Origin of the sequence: Mycobacterium sp. ITM-2016-00317 (genome assembly GCF_002968295.1) — a bacterium.
In the GTDB taxonomy this organism is placed as follows: Bacteria; Actinomycetota; Actinomycetes; order Mycobacteriales; family Mycobacteriaceae; genus Mycobacterium.
In genome coordinates, this window is record NZ_CP134399.1 from 5197664 (window position 1) to 5220297 (window position 22634).

General features: G+C 66.8%; 22 protein-coding genes. 10 read left to right on the top strand and 12 right to left on the bottom strand.

Annotated elements, in window-relative coordinates:
* From C6A87_RS24875 to C6A87_RS24885, 3 genes are all read left to right on the top strand, one after another.
* Window positions 1-501 (top strand): nitroreductase family deazaflavin-dependent oxidoreductase, encoded by a 501-nt coding sequence (locus tag C6A87_RS24875; protein WP_311114684.1) that lies wholly within the window; start codon window positions 1-3, stop codon window positions 499-501.
* A 174-nt stretch (window positions 502-675) separates the two neighbouring features.
* Entirely contained in the window at window positions 676-1452 is a 777-nt protein-coding gene (locus C6A87_RS24880) for a glycosyltransferase (RefSeq protein WP_311114685.1), read from the top strand.
* Window positions 1449-2828: a hypothetical protein gene (locus C6A87_RS24885; RefSeq protein WP_311114686.1), complete on the top strand. Its 1380-nt coding sequence runs from the start codon at window positions 1449-1451 to the stop codon at window positions 2826-2828. The genes C6A87_RS24880 and C6A87_RS24885 overlap by 4 nt, the downstream gene beginning before the upstream one ends.
* Here the strand turns inward: C6A87_RS24885 and C6A87_RS24890 are convergent.
* The 3 genes from C6A87_RS24890 to C6A87_RS24900 are packed head-to-tail and all read right to left on the bottom strand — an operon-like array spanning window position 2825 to window position 6018.
* Entirely contained in the window at window positions 2825-3946 is a 1122-nt protein-coding gene (locus C6A87_RS24890) for a glycosyltransferase family 1 protein (RefSeq protein WP_311114687.1), read from the bottom strand. The genes C6A87_RS24885 and C6A87_RS24890 overlap by 4 nt on opposite strands.
* A 2-nt stretch (window positions 3947-3948) precedes the next feature.
* On the bottom strand, window positions 3949-4902 hold the full coding sequence (locus tag C6A87_RS24895; RefSeq protein WP_311114688.1) for an NAD-dependent epimerase/dehydratase family protein: 954 nt from the start codon (window positions 4900-4902) through the stop codon (window positions 3949-3951).
* A gap of 33 nt (window positions 4903-4935) precedes the next feature.
* A complete protein-coding gene (locus C6A87_RS24900) occupies window positions 4936-6018 on the bottom strand; it encodes a glycosyltransferase family 4 protein (RefSeq protein WP_311114689.1) in 1083 nt (360 codons plus the stop codon).
* A gap of 237 nt (window positions 6019-6255) precedes the next feature.
* On the opposite strand from C6A87_RS24900, the gene C6A87_RS24905 reads away from it, so the two are divergent.
* Window positions 6256-6954: a GAF domain-containing protein gene (locus C6A87_RS24905; protein ID WP_311114690.1), complete on the top strand. Its 699-nt coding sequence runs from the start codon at window positions 6256-6258 to the stop codon at window positions 6952-6954.
* 3 nt (window positions 6955-6957) lie between these two features.
* Here C6A87_RS24905 and C6A87_RS24910 read toward each other — a convergent pair whose 3' ends face one another.
* Window positions 6958-7863, bottom strand: coding sequence for an SDR family oxidoreductase (locus C6A87_RS24910; protein ID WP_311114691.1), 906 nt, complete (start codon window positions 7861-7863; stop codon window positions 6958-6960).
* A 14-nt stretch (window positions 7864-7877) separates the two neighbouring features.
* On the bottom strand, window positions 7878-8675 hold the full coding sequence (locus C6A87_RS24915; protein WP_311114692.1) for an SDR family oxidoreductase: 798 nt from the start codon (window positions 8673-8675) through the stop codon (window positions 7878-7880).
* 52 nt (window positions 8676-8727) lie between these two features.
* Here C6A87_RS24915 and echA20 point away from each other — a divergent pair, with 52 nt between their 5' ends.
* From echA20 to C6A87_RS24945, 6 genes are all read left to right on the top strand, one after another.
* Window positions 8728-9483: a (7aS)-7a-methyl-1,5-dioxo-2,3,5,6,7,7a-hexahydro-1H-indene-carboxyl-CoA hydrolase gene (gene echA20 / locus C6A87_RS24920; protein WP_311114693.1), complete on the top strand. Its 756-nt coding sequence runs from the start codon at window positions 8728-8730 to the stop codon at window positions 9481-9483.
* On the top strand, window positions 9483-10370 hold the full coding sequence (gene ipdA, locus C6A87_RS24925) for a cholesterol ring-cleaving hydrolase subunit IpdA (protein WP_311114694.1): 888 nt from the start codon (window positions 9483-9485) through the stop codon (window positions 10368-10370). The genes echA20 and ipdA overlap by 1 nt, the downstream gene beginning before the upstream one ends.
* Entirely contained in the window at window positions 10367-11113 is a 747-nt protein-coding gene (ipdB, locus tag C6A87_RS24930) for a cholesterol ring-cleaving hydrolase subunit IpdB (RefSeq protein ID WP_311114695.1), read from the top strand. Before ipdA ends, ipdB begins: the two co-directional genes overlap by 4 nt.
* 63 nt (window positions 11114-11176) lie before the next feature.
* Window positions 11177-12250 (top strand): (3aS,4S,5R,7aS)-5-hydroxy-7a-methyl-1-oxo-octahydro-1H-indene-4-carboxyl-CoA dehydrogenase, encoded by a 1074-nt coding sequence (gene ipdC / locus C6A87_RS24935; RefSeq protein WP_311114696.1) that lies wholly within the window; start codon window positions 11177-11179, stop codon window positions 12248-12250.
* 35 nt (window positions 12251-12285) lie between these two features.
* Window positions 12286-13830: a phospholipase D-like domain-containing protein gene (locus tag C6A87_RS24940; RefSeq protein WP_311114697.1), complete on the top strand. Its 1545-nt coding sequence runs from the start codon at window positions 12286-12288 to the stop codon at window positions 13828-13830.
* Between the two features lie 48 nt (window positions 13831-13878).
* Window positions 13879-14991 carry an NDMA-dependent alcohol dehydrogenase gene (locus C6A87_RS24945; RefSeq protein WP_311114698.1) on the top strand — a complete coding sequence of 371 codons (1113 nt, stop codon included), beginning with the start codon at window positions 13879-13881 and terminating at the stop codon, window positions 14989-14991.
* 70 nt (window positions 14992-15061) lie between these two features.
* Here C6A87_RS24945 and thpD read toward each other — a convergent pair whose 3' ends face one another.
* From thpD to C6A87_RS24980, 7 genes are all read right to left on the bottom strand, one after another.
* Window positions 15062-15976, bottom strand: coding sequence for an ectoine hydroxylase (gene thpD / locus C6A87_RS24950; RefSeq protein ID WP_311114699.1), 915 nt, complete (start codon window positions 15974-15976; stop codon window positions 15062-15064).
* A complete protein-coding gene (locus C6A87_RS24955; RefSeq protein ID WP_311114700.1) occupies window positions 15973-16365 on the bottom strand; it encodes an ectoine synthase in 393 nt (130 codons plus the stop codon). The genes thpD and C6A87_RS24955 overlap by 4 nt, the downstream gene beginning before the upstream one ends.
* A gap of 38 nt (window positions 16366-16403) precedes the next feature.
* On the bottom strand, window positions 16404-17693 hold the full coding sequence (ectB, locus tag C6A87_RS24960) for a diaminobutyrate--2-oxoglutarate transaminase (RefSeq protein WP_311114701.1): 1290 nt from the start codon (window positions 17691-17693) through the stop codon (window positions 16404-16406).
* A gap of 17 nt (window positions 17694-17710) precedes the next feature.
* Entirely contained in the window at window positions 17711-18235 is a 525-nt protein-coding gene (gene ectA, locus C6A87_RS24965; protein WP_311114702.1) for a diaminobutyrate acetyltransferase, read from the bottom strand.
* Window positions 18236-18683: 448 nt separating this feature from the next.
* Entirely contained in the window at window positions 18684-19832 is a 1149-nt protein-coding gene (gene fadA6, locus C6A87_RS24970) for a steroid 3-ketoacyl-CoA thiolase FadA6 (RefSeq protein ID WP_311114703.1), read from the bottom strand.
* On the bottom strand, window positions 19825-20385 hold the full coding sequence (locus C6A87_RS24975; RefSeq protein ID WP_396837119.1) for a TetR/AcrR family transcriptional regulator: 561 nt from the start codon (window positions 20383-20385) through the stop codon (window positions 19825-19827). Before C6A87_RS24975 ends, fadA6 begins: the two co-directional genes overlap by 8 nt.
* Window positions 20386-20466: 81 nt before the next feature.
* Complete coding sequence (locus C6A87_RS24980) at window positions 20467-22440, bottom strand: hypothetical protein (RefSeq protein ID WP_311114705.1); 1974 nt, start codon at window positions 22438-22440, stop codon at window positions 20467-20469.
* Between the last annotated feature and the right edge of the window lie 194 nt (window positions 22441-22634).

Here is a 22634-nt window from a genome sequence, read left to right on the forward strand (position 1 = left end):
ATGGCCAAAGTCCCCAAGCCACTGAGCCCCAAGCAGGTCGAAGGCCTCAACTCCAAGGCCGTCGGCGTCGGCATCAAGTGGATGTCCAAGCTCAACACGTTGGCCTACAAGGCCACCGGCGGGCGGATCGGCTACAACTGGCGTGGCGGATCCAACCGGTTCTCGGCGCCTCCCCCGGTCGGCATCCTGACCACCATCGGCCGCAAATCGGGACAGCCGCGGGAGAGCCCGCTGCTCTTCCTGCGCGAGGGGAACCGCGTCGTGCTGGTCGCGTCTCAGGGCGGACGGGCGACGAATCCGATGTGGTACCTGAACATCAAGGCCAACCCTCAGGTGACGTTCCAGATCAAGAACGAGAAGCTGAAGCTGATCGCGCGGGAGGCCACCGACGCCGAACGCGACGAGTACTGGCCCAAACTGGATTCGATCTACCCGGACTTCGCCAACTACCGGACCTACACCGACCGCAAGATCCCGGTCCTGATCTGCGACCCCGCCTGAGACGTCATCGGCCGCCGCCCGGCAAACTCGTCCACTAAGCTCCGGCGTATGGGGGCGAGCACACCGGATCCGGCCCGGGTACGCATCGGCGTCGCCATCACCACGGTGGGCAGATGGGTCTCGTTGCGGGAACTGCTGGACGATTTGGCCTCGCAGACGTGCCCGCCGTGCGCGGTGGCCATCGCCCACCACGAGCCTGCCGACGCCGGCGCACTCGCAGCGTTGGTTGCGTCTTTCGCCGGAGTTCTGCAAATCCGTACCGTCATCAGTGCGCGTGGCATCTCGAACGGTCGCAACGCTGCGGCCACCGCGCTCGGCGAAGACGTCGACTGGCTCTGGTTCCCCAACGACACCAGTCGCGTCGACGCGAATTTCCTTGAGCGGGTGTCCCGCCACTGCGTGGCATCGACGACCGCCGTCGCCGTCCAGCTGGCCGACCGCGAGGGTCCACGCCACCCGCTTCCAGCCCCCGGCACGAAGCTGACCCGCCGCACCGTCTGGGGCGCCATGGAGCCGGCGACCCTTCTCCGGCGCGGTCCTTTTCTGGCGGTCGGCGGATTCAATCCGGTGCTTGGCTCGGGCGCCGACTCCCCCTGGCAATCCGGTGAAGGTCCGGACCTGCTGTTGCGGATGTCCGAACGCGACGACTTCTCGATCGAGTGGGTCGGCGACATCGTCATCCAGGCCCAGACCGAATTCGCCCATCTGGCACCGCATGAGCGACGCAGAAAACAGCGCAGCTACGGGCGCGGCGCCGGGTACGTCCTGCGCACCTGGCGCTACCCGCTCTGGTACAAGGCTGCTCACCTGATCGCCGCCGCGCTGATGCCGCTGCGTAAACCGGAGAAGTTCGGTCCGGGTGAGGCTTTCGCACTGTTGGTCGGTCGGACCGAGGGCGTGCTGGGACGGCCTCTTTCCAACGACACCGACCATCGAGCAGTGCTGCGATGACCTGGAGCACCCTCACACGCACCACGACTTCCCTTGATACGCGGCGATTGCTGATGGCGGCGCTCGGTGTCGCGCTGGTGTTGCGCGTCGCGGCAATTCTGCTCACTGGTGATATCTCGCGTAACGCCAACATCTGGGAGTACGGCGAGCAGGCGCTGTGCGCGTTGGAGAACGGCGGACAGCTGTGCACGTATTACTCACCGGGAGGCGGCGCCAGTTACCCATCGGCATACATGCCGCCCATGCTCAGCTACTTCTGGTTGGCGCTCTTTCAGACCTTCGGCGATGGATCGCTGGCACGGGCAGTCTGGCTCGGCGCAAACACTGCGGCCGCGCTGGGTTGCGTGGCGCTCGTCTTCCACCTGTCACTCAAACTCTGGCCTTCTCGTTGTGCCGCGTTCGCGGCGGCCATGCTCGTCGCCACGTATCCCACTTTTGTTTTCGTCACTGCCACCTACCACCAGACGAACTGGGCAGCGCTGTTCCTCCTCGGCATCACCGCCGTCGCGTTGAAACTGGCGCAGGGGGGCAGTCCCGTCCTCTATGGCGCATCAGGCGGCTTCCTGTGCGGGCTGGCAGCCCTGAACCGCACGGAGATGCTGGTGATCGGCCCAATCCTGATCGCCCTGGGCGCTGCCTGGCGGCGGCGGGCCTCGGTGTTCCTCACGATAGGTGTGGCAGGGGCGTTGGCGTTGGTGCTGACCCTGGCACCCTGGACGGTGCGCAATCACGAAGAGTTCGGTCGGTTCATTCCGACCGCACAAAGCATGGGATACAACCTCTGGAAAGGGTTCAACGCCCACACCATCGGCTCCGGCAGTCAATCGGAGGCGATGCAAACTCCCGCTCGGGATGAACTCGTTGCGATCGCAGCGTCGGTGCCTCACGGGGAATCGTATGAGACCCACCTCCAGGACGCCTACATGCAGGCGGTCAAGGATGACGTGCAGAATGCCTCGCCGCTGCGCCTTCTGCAGCTGACAGCCACCAAAGTGGTGTTGCTCTGGGGGTACGACTGGACGGACACATCGACCACGGCCAGCGTCACCTACCTCCTGCCGTGGTTGGCAGTGAACCTCCTCGTGATTCCCGGTCTGATCACAGCGTGGCGTCGACGACGCAGTGTCCGTGCGGCTCCCGCCGCGATCTATGCCACCGCGCTGGGTCTCCTCACGGTGGCGTATGCGGTGACCTCGGTGCATGCCCGCTACCGGATGCATCTGGAGCCATACCTATTCATTCTGGCCGGTATCGGCATCGAAACACTGTGGCTTCGATTCCGTCCGATCCATCCCGCCCGGAAAATGCCGTCGACCGGCACCGCCGCCGATCCGTCTGCCGACCCTTCGCCCTCCGTGAAAACCGTTCTGCGTTAAGAGAGCTCGACTGCCACCGCTTCCGCTGCGGAGCCGGCGGAGATACCCGACTGGCGGGCGATGACATGTCTCCAACCGCGTGCCGCCAGGTCAGCCCGGGCGCTGTCGTCGAGGCAGTACCTGTGCAGAAGATCCGCCAGCTCCCGCTGACTGCGGGGGTCGAAGTACTCCGCGCCGTCACCGCACGTCTCTCGCAACGCCGGTATGTCCGAGGCCAGCACCGCCGTGTGCGAGGCCATCGCCTCGATCGGTGGGAGACCGGCTCCCTCGTGCAGCGACGGCATCACCAGCAGGTCTGCGGATGCGACCAGCGAACGCAGGACATCGAAATCTAGCCGCCCCATCACCGAAACACGATCGCCTTGCCGGGCGGCCAACTCGGTGACGCGCTCATCCCCGCCGCGCAGAGCCTCCCCGCTGCCCGCGATCACAAGGTTGTGCGGAATACCTGGCGCGACCGCCGAATACGCCTCCAACAACGACGGTAGGTTCTTGTGCCATTTGGCATTCCCCACATAGAGAACGTACCGACCGGCTACCGGGCAGAGCGCCGGGTCGACGGGCGAGAACCACTCGTCGCCCACCGGGATGGGTGTCACCATCACGGGTGCTTTCGGCGCCATCCGCCTCAAACCTGACGCTGTGGCCTGCGACGGGGTGAAGATCCTGCGGCACCTGCGCACACCCAGCTTGAGCATGGCGCGGGCATATGCCCGTCGTGCAGCGTTCTGACCGCTGACGTCGCGTGGGGTCACGTGGAGCATGTCGTGCACGGTAACGAACAGTTGCGTCGACCGATTGGCACGGCGTAACGCGGCAAGCGGGAAAGGATAGTGGGGGACCCAAAAGCCGCGCGGGCCGACGTCACCGAGCGCTCGATTCCAGACCTGCTGTTCGGCAAGGGAATACATGGGCGCCACGCCCCGCTCGACCACGACCGACGTGGAATCCCGCAGCACAGGTGTGGCATGTTCGGCGACAAGGACAGCCAGCGACATCCCACGGCCGGCGAATGTCTGCTCCAAATGCGGCAGCAGGGTTGCGATGTACGTGCCGATACCGCTCTGGCGGATGTGCCGGGCGTCGAAGAGAAGGTCGATGCGCTCGCGGCCCGTCATCGCTAGGTCAGGCGCCCTTTCAACTCGGGTAGGAAGTCCGGGTTGTCCCACATACGTTTGAGCGTCTCGTCGAGCCCATGCATCGGGCCCCACCCGAAGACGTCCCGTATGCGGGTGATGTCCGCACCGAGGAAGGGCCGGTCTACGGCTCGCATCCGACTCTTGTCCTGACGTACCTCGAAATCGAGGCCCAGCACCGACTTCATCCGCTCGACGATGTCGTCGACCGAATACTGCTGCCCGCTGGCGAGATTGACCACCTCGCAGCTGCCCGGACCCGGCGACGCGCCGAGCGCTGCGGCGGCGAAACCTCCCGCCGCGTCGAGCACGTCGATGTAGTCACGCTTGGGCCATGTGTTCCCGAGAGCGATCGACTCCGGATCGTCTCGCAGTTGCGCAACGATCGCGGGCAGCAGGTGCGGGTTCGTCTCCCCCGGCCCGATGACGTTGAAAAGACGCACTATCACGCCGGCGAGCCCGCGGTTGGCAGCCACCATGCGCACGTAGTCCTCGCCGTGCTGCTTGGTGTGGCCGTAAACGTCCACAGGGGCGACCTTCGACTCGAGCTCGCGGTGCGCCGCTTCGTCCGGCTGATAGACCGCACCACTGCTGGCGAACACGAAGCGGGTGCCCTCCGGGCAGGCGGCCAGTAGGTTGACCGTGCCGGTCACGTTGGTCGCGACCGCGTTCGCGGGATCGTTGTCGCATTCGGGAATGTAGTGGATCGCCGCGAGGTGCACGATCACGTCAGGAGCGAACTCTGCGATCAGCGATCGGGTCGCTGCGGCATCGCGAATGTCAAGGTGCCGGAATGCGAATCCCTCCGGTTCACCGACCAGCCAGTCAGGCGTGCCGTAACGCAACATGTCCGCAACCAGCAGCTCCGACCTGTCGCGCAGATTTCGCACCAGTTCCTTGCCGACGAAGCCTGCTCCACCCGTGACCATGATGCGCATGCGTACTCCCCCAACCCGTTCCATACTGTCCGGCTATCTGTGTCCCGCGACCGCGCGGGCGTGAGTTTCGAGTGTCGTGGCGATGTGCGACCAGTCCAGTGCCCGGACACCGAAGGCGCCGGCTTCGGAGTAGCCGTCCCACTGCGATTCGGCTGCGTGCAGTCCCTCGGCGAAATCGGCGGGGTCGGTGCCGCAGACGATGCCGACGCCGTACTGCTTGACGACGTCACGTGCGCCGTTCTCGGCGAAATCCGCTGTGACGACCGGCAGGCCGCTGGCCATTGCCTCGGCGATCACGCGCGGGAACCCTTCCCTGCGACTGGGCATCGCCATCACCGCCGAGTGCGCCAGCAGATCGATCTTCTGCGTCTCGTCGACAGAACCCAGGACGTGGACCCGCTCGGCGAATCCAGAGTGCCGGGCGTAGTTCTCGACGTCCGCGCGTGATGGCCCGTCCCCGGCGATAACCAGGTCCCCGTCGAAGCCGCGCTGGGCGGCGATGCCGAAGGCGTCGATGAGCAGAGGCAGATTCTTGTGCGGCGCCAATCGTCCGACGTACAGCACGCCGGAGCGCTCCGCGCGCGGGCGGCGTCGGTAACGCGCCGATTCGACACCGCTGGGTAATACACCGCACTCTCGACCGGACTGCTGATTTATGACTTCCGAAACCGCCTCGCTGACCGCGAAGTTCATGCCCACAAGCTTCGGTAGCTGTGCCTGCAGCAGCCGCGGCAGCGGGCCCTCCCGGATCTCGCACCAATGCACAGCGCTGCGTGATCTCACCGATCCGGGTAGCGCCGGGATGTGCAGAAGCGGCCACTGGTTCAACAGGAAGAAGTCATATCGGTCGTTCGACGCGAGCCGCCGAACTCTCGCAGAGTATTTCGCGATGTCGGACCAGTTCCGCCTGAGCGCAGCGACTCTGGGTGCCTTGTAGCGGCCGCCGTTCGGGCGCCGGTGGACGCTGACACCGTTCATCACCTCCACGTGGGCAAGCCCGGTGGAGTGGCCGATGCAGTGGACATCGACCCGGTGTCCACGTCGGACCATCTCCTCGGCCAGTTCCTGAAAGAAGACCTCCTGGCCCCCGACGCTGGGATGGTAGAGCTCGGTCAAGAATGCGAACCGCAGGGATGAGTCCGGGTCCGGTGCCGACTGCATTCGTGTGGGTCCCCCGTAGCGCAGATGTCCGTCCCAAGGCAAGGACCGGAAGCCGATGCTACCTGCGAAACCCAGTTCGCGAGCTGTTTGCTGACGAACCGCGCCGATTCGGAGTCGCGACGCATCCCGACCGCCGTCTCGGCTATCCAAACAACGAACCCGCAAATCTCTCCGCTCGACTATCGTTGGCGGGTGATCTCACTTCCCGGTTTCGATGACTGGCTCAACCGATTGCTCGTCGAGCAGTCGGCGAAGGCGGGCCAGTCGGTCGAGGCCTACATCGCCCAAGCGGTCGCGGCGCGACTGATGGGCGACGTCACCCGCCAGAACGGCGATCGCGTGGATTTGCTGGATCACCTCGCCGACGGCGCAGTCCTGCTGACCGAGCAGCCTCACGGGCCACAGGCGGTGGTCGGCGATCCGGAGCGTCTCAGGGCGCTGTACGCCACCGGCCTGCTCGACGCCCCGCCGGACAAGGTGTACGACCGGATCGCCGATATGGCCGCCACCGCACTGGCAGCACCGGGCGCGGCTGTCTCGCTGGTGGACCGGAACCGCCAGTTCTTCGTCAGCATGCACGGCTCGCCCGGTGAGTCACCCGATGTCCGGGAGACCTCGATCGACCGGTCGCTGTGCCAGTATGCGGTCGCGTCGGGTCAGCCCCTGGTGATTGCCGACGCCCGCGTCGATCCGGTGCTGAAGTACAACCCGGCGGTCACCGACGGCACCGTGGTGTCCTATCTGGGCATACCGCTGGTCAACGCCGACCAGCACGCCATCGGCACGCTGTGCGTGTGGGATACCGCCCCCCGCAATTGGACATCGGGCCATGTGACCACGCTTCGTGACCTCGCGCAGTTGGTGGCCGACCGGATGTTCGACGGACGGTAAGGGTCAGGCGCCGTAGACCGGCACCGGTTTGCGCGCCTTTGCCAGCAGGTCGTTGACCACCGGGCCCAGTTCGGCGGGATCCCACCGTGCGCCCTTGTCGATCTCCGGCCCGTGCGCCCAACCTTCGGCGACGCGGATCTTGCCGCCCTCGACCTCGAACACGTTCCCGGTCACGTCGCGGGACTCGACGCTGCCCAGCCACACCACCAGTGGTGAAACGTTCTCGGGCGCCATGGAATCGAATTCGTCGCCCTGGGTGGCCATCATGTCTGCGAACACCGTCTCGGTCATCCGGGTGCGTGCCGACGGCGCGATCGCGTTGACGCTGACGCCGTAGCGGCCCATCTCGGCAGCGGCGACCAGAGTCAGCGCCGCGATCCCTGCCTTGGCGGCACTGTAGTTGGCCTGCCCCACGCTGCCCTGAAGTCCCGCACCGGAACTGGTGTTGATGATGCGCGCGTCCACCGTCTCGCCGGCTTTGGAACGGGCCCGCCAGTACGCGGCGGCGTGCTTCATCGTCGCGAAGTGCCCCTTCAGGTGCACCGCGGTGACGGCGTCGAACTCCTCTTCGCTGGTGTTGGCGAACATCCGGTCCCGCACGATGCCGGCGTTGTTCACCAGCACGTCGAGGCCGCCGAACGCGTCCACCGCGGTCTGGATCAAACCCTCGGCCTGCGCCCAGTCGGCGACGTTGGCGCCACTGGTCACGGCTTCGCCACCGGCTGCGGTGATCTCGTCGACCACGTTCTGCGCGGCGCTGCCGCCACCGGCCGGCGATCCGTCCAGGCCGACGCCGATGTCGTTGACCACCACCCGCGCTCCTTCGGCGGCGAACGCCAGCGCGTGCGCCCTGCCGATTCCGCCACCTGCACCCGTCACGATGACCACGCGGCCGTCGAGCAATCCCATTCTCGTTCTCTCCCTTACTTGATGTCGGCAGTGGTGGTCGACAGGTAGTGCGGCGGTTCTCCGCCACCGTGCACCGCCAGCGACGCACCGCTGATGTAGGACGCCGCGTCCGAGGCCAGAAACGCACTGGCCCAACCGATGTCCTCGGGTTTGGCCAAACGGCCCAGCGGCACGTTCTTCGATATCGCTGCGATCGACTCCGCGTCGCCATAGAAGAGTTCGGACTGTTCGGTCTCCACCATGCCCACCACGACGGAGTTCACCCTGACCTTCGGGGCCCACTCCACCGCCAGCGTGGCGGTCAGATTATCGATGCCCGCCTTCGCGGCACCGTAGGCCGCGGTGCCGGGGGTGGGCCGATGCCCGCTCACGCTGGAGATGTTGACGATGGACCCACCACCGCGCTGGGTCTGCATCGAGGCGTTGGCGTGCGTCGAAACCGACAGCGCACCAAGCAGGTTCAGGGCCACGATCTTGGTGCTGAACTTCGCCGAGGCCTCGGCGGCGAGGACGTACGGGGAGCCGCCGGCATTGTTCACCACCACGTCGAGCTGACCGTGGTCGGCGACGATGCCGTCGACGAGAGCCTTGACCGAGTCGTCCTCACGGATGTCGCAGGGCCGGAACTCGTAGGGCGATCCCTCGACGGGGCGGCGCGCACACGTCACTACCGTGGCGCCCTGGTCTGCGAAGACCTTGCTGATGCCGGCGCCCACGCCACGCACCCCACCGGTGACGAGTACGACGCGTCCGGCCAGGCCGAGGGCGATACCGCCGCGGGCGGAAACGGCGTTGTCGACGGCTTCAGTCACTGTGCTAGCGTACCAAGCAAGTGCTTGCTTAGGTAGCGACCCAGGAGTTTGCATGCCGATCACCACTAAGACCGTGGAACCGGGCATCGTCTCGGTCACCGTCGACTACCCGCCCGTCAACGCGATCCCGTCGCGCGGGTGGTTCGAACTGGCCGACGCCGTCACCGCGGCCGGCCGCGACCAGAGCACCCATGTGGTGATCCTGCGGGCGGAAGGCCGCGGCTTCAACGCCGGCGTCGACATCAAGGAGATGCAGAAGACCGAGGGCTTCACCGCGCTGATCGACGCCAACCGCGGCTGCTACGAAGCCTTCCGCGCGGTGTACGAGTGCGCGGTACCCGTCGTCGCTGCGGTCAACGGCTTCTGCGTCGGCGGGGGCATCGGCCTGGTCGGCAACTCCGACGTGATCGTGGCCTCCGACGACGCGAAGTTCGGTCTGCCCGAGGTGGAACGCGGCGCTCTCGGTGCCGCCACCCACCTGTCGCGGTTGGTACCGCAACACCTGATGCGGCGGCTGTTCTTCACCGCCGCCACCGTCACCGCCGACACCCTGCACCACTTCGGCTCCGTGCACGAGGTGGTCCCGCGCGCCGACCTCGACGAGGCCGCGCTGCGCGTCGCCCGCGACATCGCGGCCAAGGACACCCGGGTGATCCGCGCCGCCAAGGAAGCGCTGAACTTCATCGACATCCAACCGGTCACCGCCAGGTACCGCATGGAGCAGGGCTTCACCTTCGAACTCAACCTCGCCGGCGTGTCCGACGAGCACCGCGACGCGTTCGCCGGAACTGACAAGGGATCGAAATAATGACCGACAAGAGAACCACTCTCGACGAGGCTGTCGCCTCGATCGAGAGTGGCATGACCATCGGCCTCGGTGGGTGGGGGTCGCGGCGCAAGCCGATGGCCTTCGTGCGTGCTCTGCTGCGCACCGACGTCACCGACCTGACCGTGGTCACCTACGGCGGACCGGACCTCGGCCTGCTGTGTTCGGCCGGCAAGGTCAAGCGCGTGTACTACGGCTTCGTGTCGCTGGATTCGCCGCCGTTCTACGACCCATGGTTCGCCAAGGCCCGCACCTCGGGTTCGATCGAGGCCCGGGAGATGGACGAGGGCATGTTGCGCTGTGGGCTGCAGGCCGCCGCGCAGCGGTTGCCGTTCCTGCCGATCCGCGCCGGGCTGGGCAGCGACGTCCGCACCTTCTGGGGTGACGAGCTCAAGACCGTAAAATCCCCCTACCCGACGGGCTCCGGTTACGAAGAGCTGGTCGCGATGCCCGCGCTGAACCTCGACGCGGCGCTGGTCCACTTGAATCTCGGTGACGCGCAGGGCAACGCGGCCTACACCGGTATCGACCCGTACTTCGACGATCTGTTCCTGATGTCGGCGCAGAAGCGCCTGCTGTCGGTGGAGAAGGTGGTGTCCACCGAGGAATTGGTGAAATCGGTTCCGCCACAGGCACTGCTGGTCAACCGCATGATGGTCGACAGCGTGGTCGAGGCGCCCGGTGGCGCCCACTTCACCACCGCCGAGCCCGACTACCGCCGCGACGAGAAGTTCCAGCGCCACTACGCCGAGGCGGCCGCCTCCGACGAGACGTGGGCCGAGTTCGTCAAGACCTACCTGTCCGGCAGCGAGGCCGATTACCAGGCCGCGGTGCGCAGGTTCACCCAAGCGCAGGAGGCGTCGAAGTGACTTCCGCAACCCGGGCCGAGGTGTGTGCCGTCGCCTGTGCCGAACTGTTCCGTGACGCGGGCGAGATCATGGTCAGCCCGATGACGACGATCGTGTCGATCGGCGCCCGCCTGGCCAGGCTGACGTTCTCCCCCGACATCGTGCTCACCGACGGTGAGGCCCGGCTGATCGCCGACACTCCCGCGATCGGCGCCGCGGCCGCGATCGAGGGCTGGATGCCCTTCGGCCGTGTCTTCGAGACGCTGGCCTGGGGCCGCAGGCACGTCGTGATGGGCGCCAACCAGATCGACCGCTACGGCAACCAGAATCTGTCCGCTTTCGGGCCGCTGCAGCACCCGACGCGCCAGATGTTCGGCGTGCGCGGCGCACCGGGAAACACCATCAACCACGCCACCAGCTACTGGGTGGGCAACCACTCCAAGCGGGTGTTCGGCGATTCTGTCGACATCGTGTCCGGAATCGGCTGGGACAAGGTGGATCCCGATAACCCGGCCTACCGGTTCGTCAACGTCTACCGGGTGATCACCAACCTCGGGGTGTTCGACTTCAACGGCCCGGACCACCAGATGCGCGCGGTGTCACTGCACCCCGGTGTCGAGGCACAACAGGTGGCCGAGAACACCTCGTTCGAGGTGCACGGTCTCGACGAGGCGGAGACCACACGACTGCCGTCGGCCGAGGAGCAGAAGCTACTGCGCGAGGTCATCGATCCGAAGTCATTGCGGGACAGAGAAGTCAAGTGATGAGCGCTCGCGCAAAGAACCGAGTCAAGTGATGAGCGCTCGCGCGAAGAACAGAGTAAAAGCATGAGTCGGCTCACCACACCCCTGACCGAACTGCTCGGCATCGAGCACCCGGTCGTGCAGACCGGCATGGGTTGGGTGGCCGGCGCGCGACTGGTCGCCGCGACGTCGAATGCGGGCGGGCTGGGCATCCTGGCCTCGGCAACCATGACGCTGGCGGAGCTGCAGACCGCGGTCACCAAGGTCAAGGCCGCCACCGACAAACCGTTCGGGATCAACATCCGCGCCGACGCCGGTGACGCGAACGAACGTGTCGACCTGCTGATCCGCGAAGGGGTCAGGGTCGCCTCCTTCGCGCTGGCCCCCAAGCCCGATCTGATCGCCAAGCTCAAGGACGCCGGCGTCGTGGTCATCCCGTCCGTCGGGTTGGCCAAACACGCCAAGAAGGTCGCCGCCTGGGGCGCCGACGCCGTGATCGTCCAGGGCGGCGAGGGCGGCGGGCACACCGGGCCGATCGCCACCACGCTGCTGCTCCCGTCGGTGCTCGACGCGGTCGCCGACACCGGGATGCCGGTCGTCGCGGCGGGCGGCTTCTTCGACGGCAGGGGGCTGGCAGCCGCACTCTCCTACGGCGCAGCCGGCGTGGCGATGGGCACCCGGTTCCTGTTGACGTCGGATTCGACGGTGCCCGAGGCGGTCAAACAGCGTTATCTGCAGGCCGCACTCGACGGCACCGTGGTGTCCACCCGGGTGGACGGCATGCCGCACCGTGTCCTGCGCACCGGCCTGGTGGAGAAGCTGGAGAGCGGTTCCCCGCTCAAGGGTTTCGCCGCCGCGGTGGGCAACGCACAGAAGTTCAAGAAGATGACCGGCATGACGTGGAAGTCCATGGTCAAGGACGGGCTGGCCATGCGCCACGGCAAGGAACTGACCTGGTCGCAGGTCGTGATGGCCGCCAACACCCCGATGCTGCTCAAGGCCGGGCTGGTCGAGGGCAACACCGACGCCGGGGTGCTGGCCTCGGGCCAGGTGGCCGGCATCATCGAGGATCTGCCGTCGTGTGCCGAGCTGGTGCCTGCGATCGTCGCCGAGGCCGTCGAACACCTCCGCTCGGCTGCGGGGATGATCGCCGACTAGACATCCCCGGCCGCGCTTCGGGGTACTGGGAAGGCATGGCCGATCTCGCGCAGTGGTTCCTCACGACCGAAGAGCGCGGTAACCCGTCCTCTCACCTTCCGGCCTGGTGTGAGGGCAGCCGGGCCGAACCGCTGATCCACGGGTCGACCTACTTCGATCAGCTCGCCACCGAGGTGGACGCGCTGCACGCCGGCGAGTACGTGTTCTTCACGGACTGGCGCGGCGATCCCGACCAGAAACTGCGCGACGACGGGCCGACGGTGGCCGAGCTGTTCTGCCGCGCCGCCGAGCGTGGCGTCGTCGTCAAGGGCCTGGTGTGGCGCTCCCACCTGGACCAGTTCGCCTACAGCGAGGAGCAGAACCGGAACCTCGGCGACGAGATCGAGAAAGCCGGTGGCGAGGTCCTGCTCGATCAGCGCGTCCGATTCGGCGGGTCCCACCATCAGAAACTCGTGGTGTTGCGCCGTCCGGGTGCGCCCGACCGGGACGTGGCGTTCGCCGGCGGCATCGACCTGTGCCATTCGCGGCGCGACGACGCGTCGCACCGCGGTGACCGCCAGGCGGTGCAGATGGCCCGCAGTTACGGCGACCATCCCCCGTGGCACGACGTGCAGCTGCGGTTGCAGGGGCCGGTGGTCGGCGCGCTGGACACCGCGTTCCGTGAACGCTGGAACGATCCGGCACAGCTGGACATGCTGTCGCCGATCGCGTGGATCCGCGACAAACTGCGCGGCGCCGATCTGGAACCCGGGAAGCTCCCCGAGCAGCCGCCGGATCCCCCGCCGTGCGGCCCGCATGCGGTGCAGGTGCTGCGCACCTATCCCGACGCGCATTTCGAGTACGACTTCGCCCCCGACGGCGAGCGCAGCATTGCCAAGGGCTACCGCAAGGCGCTCTGCCGCGCCCGCCGGCTGATCTATCTGGAGGACCAGTACCTGTGGTCCAAGCGGGTGGCGGAGTTGTTCGCGGGCGCGCTGGCCGACAATCCCGACCTGCACCTGGTGGCGGTGGTACCCCGGTATCCCGACGTCGACGGCAGGCTGGCGCTGCCGCCCAACCAGGTCGGCCGCCACGAGGCCGTCGCCGCCTGCAGTCGGGTCAGCCCCGAGCGCGTGCACGTCTTCGACCTGGAGAACCATTCGGGCACACCGGTATACGTGCACGCCAAGGTGTGTGTGGTGGACGACGAGTGGGCCAGCGTCGGCAGCGACAACTTCAACCGCCGGTCCTGGACCCACGACAGCGAGCTGTCCTGCGCGGTGCTGGACTCCGACGGGGTGTTCGCGCGGGACCTGAGGCTGCGCTTGATGCGCGAACACCTCGACCGCGCCGACGACGGCAGCCAGGACGGCGGACTGGCCGATCCGCTGACCGCAGTCGAGGAGATCACCGCGGCGGCCGACGCACTCGAGGCCTGGTACGCGTCCGGCCGCCGAGGCCCGCGTCCGGCCGGCCGGCTGCGGCCGCACCGACCCGAGCAGTTGGGCCGGTTCACCCGGTTGTGGGCGTCCCCCGCCTACCGGATGTTCTACGACCCCGACGGGCGCAACTACCGGGACCGGATCCGGGGGCGCTGGTGATCGCCGAATCCGCCACGGCGGGACTGCGCGGTTCCTACACTCGGCCGCATGAAGACCAACGCGGCGATTCTGTGGGAGTACGGCGGCGACTGGACTGTCGAGGAGATCGATCTCGATCCGCCGGGCGACGGCGAGGTGCTGGTGAGCTGGGAGGCCACCGGCCTCTGCCACTCCGACGAGCACATCCGCACCGGTGACCTGCCCGCCCCGCTCCCGCTGATCGGTGGTCACGAGGGCGCCGGAATCGTGCAGGAGGTCGGCGCGGGCGTCGTCGGTCTCGCGCCGGGCGACCACGTCGTCGCATCGTTCCTGCCGGCCTGCGGCCGTTGCCGCTTCTGTTCGACCGGCCACCAGAATCTGTGCGACCTCGGCGCGTTGATCATGGCCGGGACACAGCTCGACGGCACCTACCGGCGCCACATCCATGGGCAGGACGTCGGCGTGATGGCGCTGGTCGGCACGTTCTCGCAGTACGGCACCGTGCCGGAGGCGTCGATCGTCAAGATCGACGACGACATTCCGCTGTCCCGGGCCTGCCTGCTCGGGTGCGGGGTCACCACCGGTTGGGGCTCGGCGGTCAACACCGCCGATGTGCAGCCCGGCGACACCGTCGTCGTCATCGGTTTCGGTGGCATCGGCAGCGGCGCGGTGCAAGGCGCCCGGTTGGCCGGGGCGGAGAAGATCATCGTCGTCGAGCCGGTGGAGACGAAGCGGGAGAAGGCTTTCCAGCTGGGTGCCACACATTTCGTGACGTCTCTGCCGGAGGCGACCGCGCTCGTGGCCGAGCTGACCCGCGGGGTGATGGCCGACTCGGCGATCCTCACCGTCGGTCTGCTCGAAGGCGCGATGCTCGAGGATGCGGCGAACATCATCCGCAAGGGCGGCGCAATCGTGATGACCGCGCTGTCCACCATGGCCGACAGCTCACCCACGCTCGGATTGATGATGTTCACGCTGTTCCAGAAGCGGTTGCTGGGCAGCCTCTACGGCGAGGCGAACCCGCGCGCTGACATTCCGCGGCTGCTGTCGCTGTACCGCGAGGGCAAGCTGCTGCTCGACGAGACGGTCACCCACGAGTACAAGCTCGCCGAGGTCAACGAGGGCTACGAGGACATGCGGTCGGGCCGCAACATCCGCGGCGTCATCCTGCACGACCACTGACCGATCCGCCGAAATTGCATTCCGCGCGGGCTTTTCGCGATTATGCCCGCGTGGAATGCAATTTCGGCGCTCATGTGGTGAGGACGGGGGTACTGAACGCCTGAATCTCCCTGGCCGCAAGGTATTCCGGGCGGGGCGCCTCGGCGCGGTACGGCGCCACCAACCGGTTCTCCACCGAGTTGAACACCAGGAAGATGTTCGACCTGGGATACGGCGTGATGTTCGACCCGGACCCGTGCATGATGTTGCAGTCGAACCACAGTGCGGTGCCCGCGGGTCCGGTGACCTGGTCGATGCCGTGACGGTCGGCGGCCATCGTCAGGGTGGCCTGACTCGGTACGCCGATCTCCTGCTTGACCAGCGACGATGCGTGGTGGTCCGGCGGGGTGGCCCCGACGCACGGATAGAAGACCTGATGCGAGCCGGGCATCACCATCAACGACCCGTTGAACGGGAAGTTGCGGGTCAGCGCGATCGAACACGACACCGCGCGCATCTCGGGCATACCGTCCTCGGCGTGCCAGGTCTCGAAGTCGGAGTGCCAGTAGAAACCGGTCCCGGTGAAGCCGGGCATCATGTTGATCCGCGCCTGGTGCAGGTACACGTCGCTGCCCAGCAGTTGCCGGGCCACAGGCAGCACGGTGTCCGACGTGATGACCTCGCTGACGACGTCGCTGAACAGATGCGGCTGGAACACCGACCGGATGCTGCCGCCGGGTTCACGGATGATCCGGGGATCCGCCGCGTCGGCGGTCGCACCGATACGGTCCAGCTCGGCGGTCAGGGCCGGCAGCCAGGTCGGATCCACGGCGTCGCGCTGCACCAGGTAACCGTTGGAGGCCATCGTCCGCAGGTCGGCATCGGTGAGCGGACCGGCCGTGGCCGCGCCCCACACGGTCGGCTCTTCGCGTGCGATCGGATCGATCTGCTCGGCGAGCCGGGTCGGGTACCGGTCTGTGGTCTGTGTCGGGTGCCCGGAACTCAACGCGCCTGCACCGCCGGTGGGTAGGCGCCGTTCTCGTCGTGGACCTCCTGGCCCGTGACCGGTGGGTTGAACACGCACAGCATGCGCATCGTGGTGTCACACGTGACCCGATGCCGCTCATGCCCGTTGAGCAGATACATGGTGCCGGGGCCCAACGGGTACTGTTCACCGGTTTCGTGGTCGGTGAGCGTGCCGGTGCCCTCCACGACCCACACCGCCTCCACATGGTGCTGGTAGTGGAACTCGCTGACGGAGTTCGCCTCGATCGTGGTCTCGTGAAACGAGAACCCCACCCCGTCGTCGGCCAGGATGATCCGCTTGGATCTCCAGTGTTTGGCCGCCACGTCGCGATTCGTGCCGGTGATCTCGTCGGTAGTGCGGACGATCAATTCCCTGCAGGTCCTTTCTTCGCAGTTTTCGCGGTCGCTCAGGCGACGGTGACCGCAATCGCCTCGGCGAGGATGTCGATACCCGCGTCGAGGTCTTCTTCTGAAGTCGTCAGGGGGGGAAGGAGTTTGATCACCTCATCGGACGGACCGCTGGTCTCCATCAGCACCCCGCGCTCGAAGGCGGCGTTGCAGGCGGCCGCCGCCACCGGCGCATCCTCGAACTTCAGGCCCTGGGCCATCCCCCGGCCACGCGCGCTGACGCCCGGGTACTTCGTGGCGATGCCGTCGAGCCGGTCGCGGATCTGGCGGCCTTTGGCCAGCGTGTCCTCGACGAAGGTCTCTGTTTCCCAATAGGTTTCCAGTGCGGCCGCGGCGGTGACGAACGCCGGGTTGTGGCCGCGGAAGGTGCCGTTGTGCTCGCCGGGCGACCACACGTCGAGTTCGCGCCGGAACAGCGTCAGCGCCATCGGCAGGCCATACCCGCTGATCGACTTCGACAGAGTGACGATGTCGGGGACGATCCCGGCCTCCTCGAAGCTGAAGAACGGACCCGTGCGACCGCAGCCCATCTGCACGTCGTCCACGATCAGCAGGATCTCGCGGCGCCGGCACAGCTCGGCGAGCCCGCGCAGCCACTCCACCCGCGCCACGTTGAGACCGCCCTCACCCTGCACGGTCTCGACGATGACCGCGGCCGGACGATTCAGCCCACTGCCGGAGTCGTCGAGGACCCGCTCGAACCAGTGGAAGTCCTCGGTGACCCCGCCGAAGTAGTTGTCATACGGCATCGGCGTCGCGTGGACCAGCGGGATTCCGGCGCCGGCACGCTTCATCGAGTTTCCGGTGACCGACAGCGCACCGAGCGTCATACCGTGGAATGCGTTAGTGAAGCTGATGATCGACTCGCGCCCGGTCACCTTGCGGGCGAGCTTGAGGGCCGCCTCCACCGTGTTCGCTCCGGTCGGGCCGGGGAACTGCACTTTGTAATCGAGCCCGCGTGGCCGCAGGATCAGCCGCTCGAACGTCTCGAGGAACCGCGTCTTGGCCTCGGTCGCCATGTCCAGTGAGTGCACGATCATGTCGTTCGACAGGTAGTCGATCAGCGGCCGCTTGAGAATCGGGTTGTTGTGCCCATAGTTCAATGCGCCTGCACCGGCGAAGAAGTCGAGGTAGCGGCGGCCTGACGTGTCGGTCAGCCACGACCCCTGCGCGGTGGCCATCGTGGTCGGCCAGCCTCGGCAGTAACTACGCACCTCGGATTCGACGGAGCTGTAGACGTCCGGAAGTTCGGGCTGCTCGGCAGAGACGATCGCGGCAGGAGTTGACATGGGTCCTTTCGATGGGGTCAGTCGACAAGAGGTGTGGCGATGGGGCCGATCCGCAGAAGCGGTTCGTCGTCGTGGTTTCCGTCGGCGTCCAGTTGGGCGGCGGTGAAATGTGGGTGTTCGGCAAGACTTACACCGTGGCGCCGGGCGAACGCGCCGAACAGCGCCCGCGAGGCCGCGTTGTCAGGGGCGACGGTCGCTTCCACGGTGACCGGATGCCCGCGCCGTGCACGCCGGACGCGTTCCACGAGGGAGTCCAGCATCAACCCCGCCATCCCGGTGCCGCGTGCCGACTCGGCCACGGCCACCTGCCAGATGAACAGCACCTCCGGCCGCGCCGGGGGGTGGTAGCCGGTGATCAGCCCGCAGAGCTCGCCATCCCGGTCGGCGACGATCGTGGTGTCGGCGAAGTCGGTGGCCATCAACAGGTAGGTGTACGTGGAGTTCACGTCGAGCACCCCGGTGTCGGCGACCAGGCCATGCATCGCGATCGCGTCCCCACCGGCGGGCCGTCGCAGAAAGCGCCCCCATGAATTACTGCGCATCACAGCGCTTTTCGAAGCCAATGTCCATGTGCGCGGCACAGCGCCGGTGTCGCGCGGGGCATGGATGTTCACTTATGGATCACCACCGAACAGAAGTCTCGTGCATCGTTTCGTTACGCCATCGGTGCACTGGACCGTATTCGGGTCACGGTTGGGGATGCAAGCCTGTGGATTCTCTTGCTGCGGCGGCTCGTTGACCGGAACACCGGTAAAGCACCAGCTCACAGGCGACTCACAGGTGTGGGTTGCGCCGCCTGCGCGACTCTGCGGGAAGTGATCTATCTCACACCGGCCGCGCAGATCCGGGCGCCCAGCCGCCGATCGGGATTCATGGCGGGGGCTGAACGAGAGAACCCCGGGTGAGGGCGCGGCCTGGTAGGCCTCACCTCATCCGGGGTTCTCTTGTCGGTTCACGCCGGCAGGCTTCGCTGCCGGCGTCGCCGCCGTGCTAGAGCCGTTCGATGATCGTGACGTTGGCGGTGCCGCCGCCCTCACACATCGTCTGCAGGCCGTAGCGGCCGCCGGTGCGCTCCAGGGTGTTCAGCATCGTCGCGAAAAGCTTTGCGCCCGTTGCGCCCAGCGGATGTCCGAGCGCGATCGCCCCGCCGTTGGGATTGACCTTCTCCGGATCCGCCTTGGTCTCCTTGAGCCACGCCTGTACGACCGGCGCGAAGGCCTCGTTGATCTCGACGGTGTCGATGTCGTCGATCGTCAGACCGGCCTTGTCCAGCGCGTAGCGGGTGGCCGGGATCGGTCCGGTCAGCATGAACACCGGGTCGGCACCGCGCGCACTGATGTGGTGGATGCGGGCACGCGGTTTCAGATTGTGGGTCTTCACCGCGCTTTCCGACGCCAACAGCACCGCGCTGGCGCCGTCGGAGATCTGGCTGGCCATCGCAGCGGTCAACCGACCGCCGTCCACCAAGGTCTTCAGTCCGGCCATCTTCTCCAGTGAGGTGTCCCGCGGGCCCTCGTCGATCGCAAAGCCGTCCACCTCGATGATCTCGTTCTCGAAGTGGCCCGCCCGGATCGCGGCCTGGGCGCGCTGATGGCTGGTCAGCGCGAACTGCTCCATGTCCTCGCGCGAGATGTCCCACTTCTCGGCGATGAGTTCGGCGCCGCGGAACTGCGAGATCTCCTGGTCGCCGTAGCGGTGCAGCCAGCTCTTGGATTCGTTTGTCGGGGAGGTGAATCCGAACTGCTCTGCGACGGTCATCGCGGAACTGATCGGGATCTGGCTCATGTTCTGCATACCGCCGGCGACGATCAGGTCGGCGGTACCGGACATGATCGCCTGGGCGCCGAACGAGATCGCCTGCTGGCTGGAACCGCACTGCCGGTCGACGGTCACGCCGGGCACCTCTTCGGGGTAACCGGCGGCCAGCCAGGACAGCCGCGCGATGTTGCCTGCCTGCGGGCCGATCGCGTCGACGCAGCCGGCGATGACGTCGTCCACCGCGCCGGGGTCCACGTCGTTGCGCGCGAACAGGCCGCGCCAGCCCGCCGCCCCGAGATCGACCGGGTGCACACCGGCCAGCGACCCGTTGCGCTTGCCGATCGCGGTGCGTACAGCGTCGATGACATACGCCTCAGCCATTGCTGCTCTCCTTGCTTGTTGACTCGGCGGTTATCCCGCCGAGGACGATCGAAAGGTACTGCTGTCCGACCTCTTCCGCGGTCAACGGGCCTCCGGGTTGATACCAGCGGACCGAAACCCAGGTGGTGTCGCGGATGAACCGGTACACCAGGTCGACGTCGACGTCGGGCCGGAAGTAGCCCTCGGCGATGCCCTGGGTGAGCACGTCCACCCACATCTTGCGCTGTTCTCTGTTGCGCTCCTCGACGTAGCCGAACCGCTCCTGCGACGACAGTCGTTTGGCCTCGTCCTGGTAGATGACGACCTCGGCGTGGCGCGTCGCGATGGCCTCGAACGAAGTCATGAACAGACCCTTGAGGCGTTCCATCGGGTTGGCCTCGGTCTCGAGGATCCGGCGGTACCGGTCGAAGAGCCAGTCCAGGAAGCCGCGCAGCACCTCGTCGACCATCTCCTCTTTCGACGAGAAGTGGTGGTAGAGGCTTCCCGACAGGATTCCGGCCGAGTCGGCGATGTCGCGCACCGTGGTGGCGCGCAGCCCACGCTCGGCGAACATCGTCGCGGCGAGCGCCAAAAGCTCGTCGCGGCGGCTGGGCAGCGCCTTATCCACTCACCCAGAGTAGCAACCAAGCGCTTGCTAGGTAAGTCGAGTCCTGCTCCGACGGCGCCTGATCAACCACACGATTCCTGCGGTCAGTCCGATCGCGGCCGCCGCGGCAGCCGCGATGCTGATCGCGCCCGGTGGGAGCGACGACGCCTCGACCGCGGACGGTTCGGCGACATCGGCCCCGCCTGCCTGGTCGAAGATCGTCAGATTGGTCGGCACCCCCTCCTCGCCGGCTGCCAACACATCACCGGTGAGCGCTGCCCACTCGCCGTCCAACCCGGCGAGGTAGCCGAACAGCGGATCCACCAGCGACCAGGCACCCGTCGTGGTCACCAGCACCACGGAACGATTCCGGGAACGATCGGCGAAAGCCTGGACCGACCCGAGACCGGAACCGACACTAGCGCGCAACTCGGATGGAAGGCCCACGTTCAAGGTGCCTCCGTCGCCGCTCACCGGCGGCCGCAGCGACGTCTCTTTCAGTGCCGACGAATTGGCGACGATCAATGCCGCGGAATCAGCATCCGCGGCGGTCTTGAGATCGACTACTTCCGGAGTCAACTGCCTGCTACTGAGACGCGCGACAGCGGCGACCACGTCTGCGGCGTAGCCGAGCTGGTTCGGGCCGCTCCCGTCGAATGCGACCAGAAAACTCGGGCCGAACTCGGCGGGGATGGAGCTGAAGCCGCCGGGCGGAGGACCACCGCGGTGGACGGTGAGGGACGAGCGAGGATCGATCTGGAATGTGATCGGGGCCGTCAGGGGCCCACACGCCTGCCGCGGGCTGTAGGTGAGCGCGAAGTCGAGGCTGACGAACTGGCCGATCGCGCGATCCCGCAGCACGAAGGTTGCGTCCAGCCGGCCTGCGTTGTCGAGCACACCGGTGTAGACGACGTTCCCGTCCGAGGAACGGATGACCACGGCCGCTGCATCCCCGTCAGGTACCGGTGTGTAATGAGCGAGCAGATGCACCTGCACGCTGTCGACACGACCGCTTCCTAGAGCCGAGCGTCCGACTCCCACCCGCAGACCGCTGGATCGGAGCACCTCGGTCCTGCCGTTCAGGTCCAACTGACCGAACGTCAGCACATCACCACTCGGGGCCTCACCGGATCCCGCCTGCTCGACGCGCGCGACGGGCGCCTGCGCCAGCGTCTGCAAGTCGTTGGCGAGCAACGACACCTGGGTGGAGAGGTCGCCGCCGGTGCCCGACACGCGGAGGTACGCAGCCGCGTTCCCGGCGTTCTCGACACGCAGACCGGCGGTGCCGCCCTTTTCGACGACGACCGTGCGGGTCAACGCACCAGCGCGCGGCGGTGTTGCGCCTCTCTGCTGATTGACCACGGTGACATCCAGCAGCTGAGGGTCGTACAGCCGCGTGAGCGTGGACACCAACCTCAGCACCGACTGCTGTTCAGCCGAGTCCGCGTCCTTCGGCGCGTAGATCGACACCCGCTCAAGCACCGGCGGGAAAAAGTTCGCGATCGTCGTCACGGGCGGTTCTGTTCCGGTGAACACCGTCGACAGGTCCGTGAGGGCCAACTGTTGGAGCGGGCCGCAGAACCGATCGACGCCGTCGAGGGCACGAACGGTCAACGACAACTCGGCAGACGACGCTCGAACTCGGGCCGCCGAGATGTCGACATCCATCGGTATCGCAGCCTGCGCGGAGCCTGCAGGCGGCAGATCGACAGTGCCGAGCAGCTTTCCGTCGGCGTCGTCGATCTCCAGGTACCCGGCAGTGATGTTCATCGGGGCGTTGATGGTGCCGCGCAGTCGCGTCACACTGAGCCCGGTCGGCACCGGCACAGTGAACGTTCTCGTACTGTCCGGGCCGAGCACCACCTCCCGCTCCATACCGAGTGCAGGCCAGCGCAACGTCACCGCCGACGCGACCTGGGAATCTCCGGCGTCGGGTTGGGCATGCACCGGAGCGGCGAACAAAGCAGGTAGAAACAGCAGCATCACGGAGGCCAGCACCCGCAACGCCCGGATGCGGCTCACCGCCGCTGCCCGGTACCGCTGAGATCCGGTCGCGGTAACCCCGCGGTAGTCCGGATTTGACGACAAGACTGAACTGACCGGGTCACCTGTTCCACTTTCGGGGTGCACGAGCTTCGTAATCCCAACAGGGGTCGGACTATACCGCCGGACACCGCAAGCGACCGCATTATCGGTAACGAAAGAATTGCGCCGTA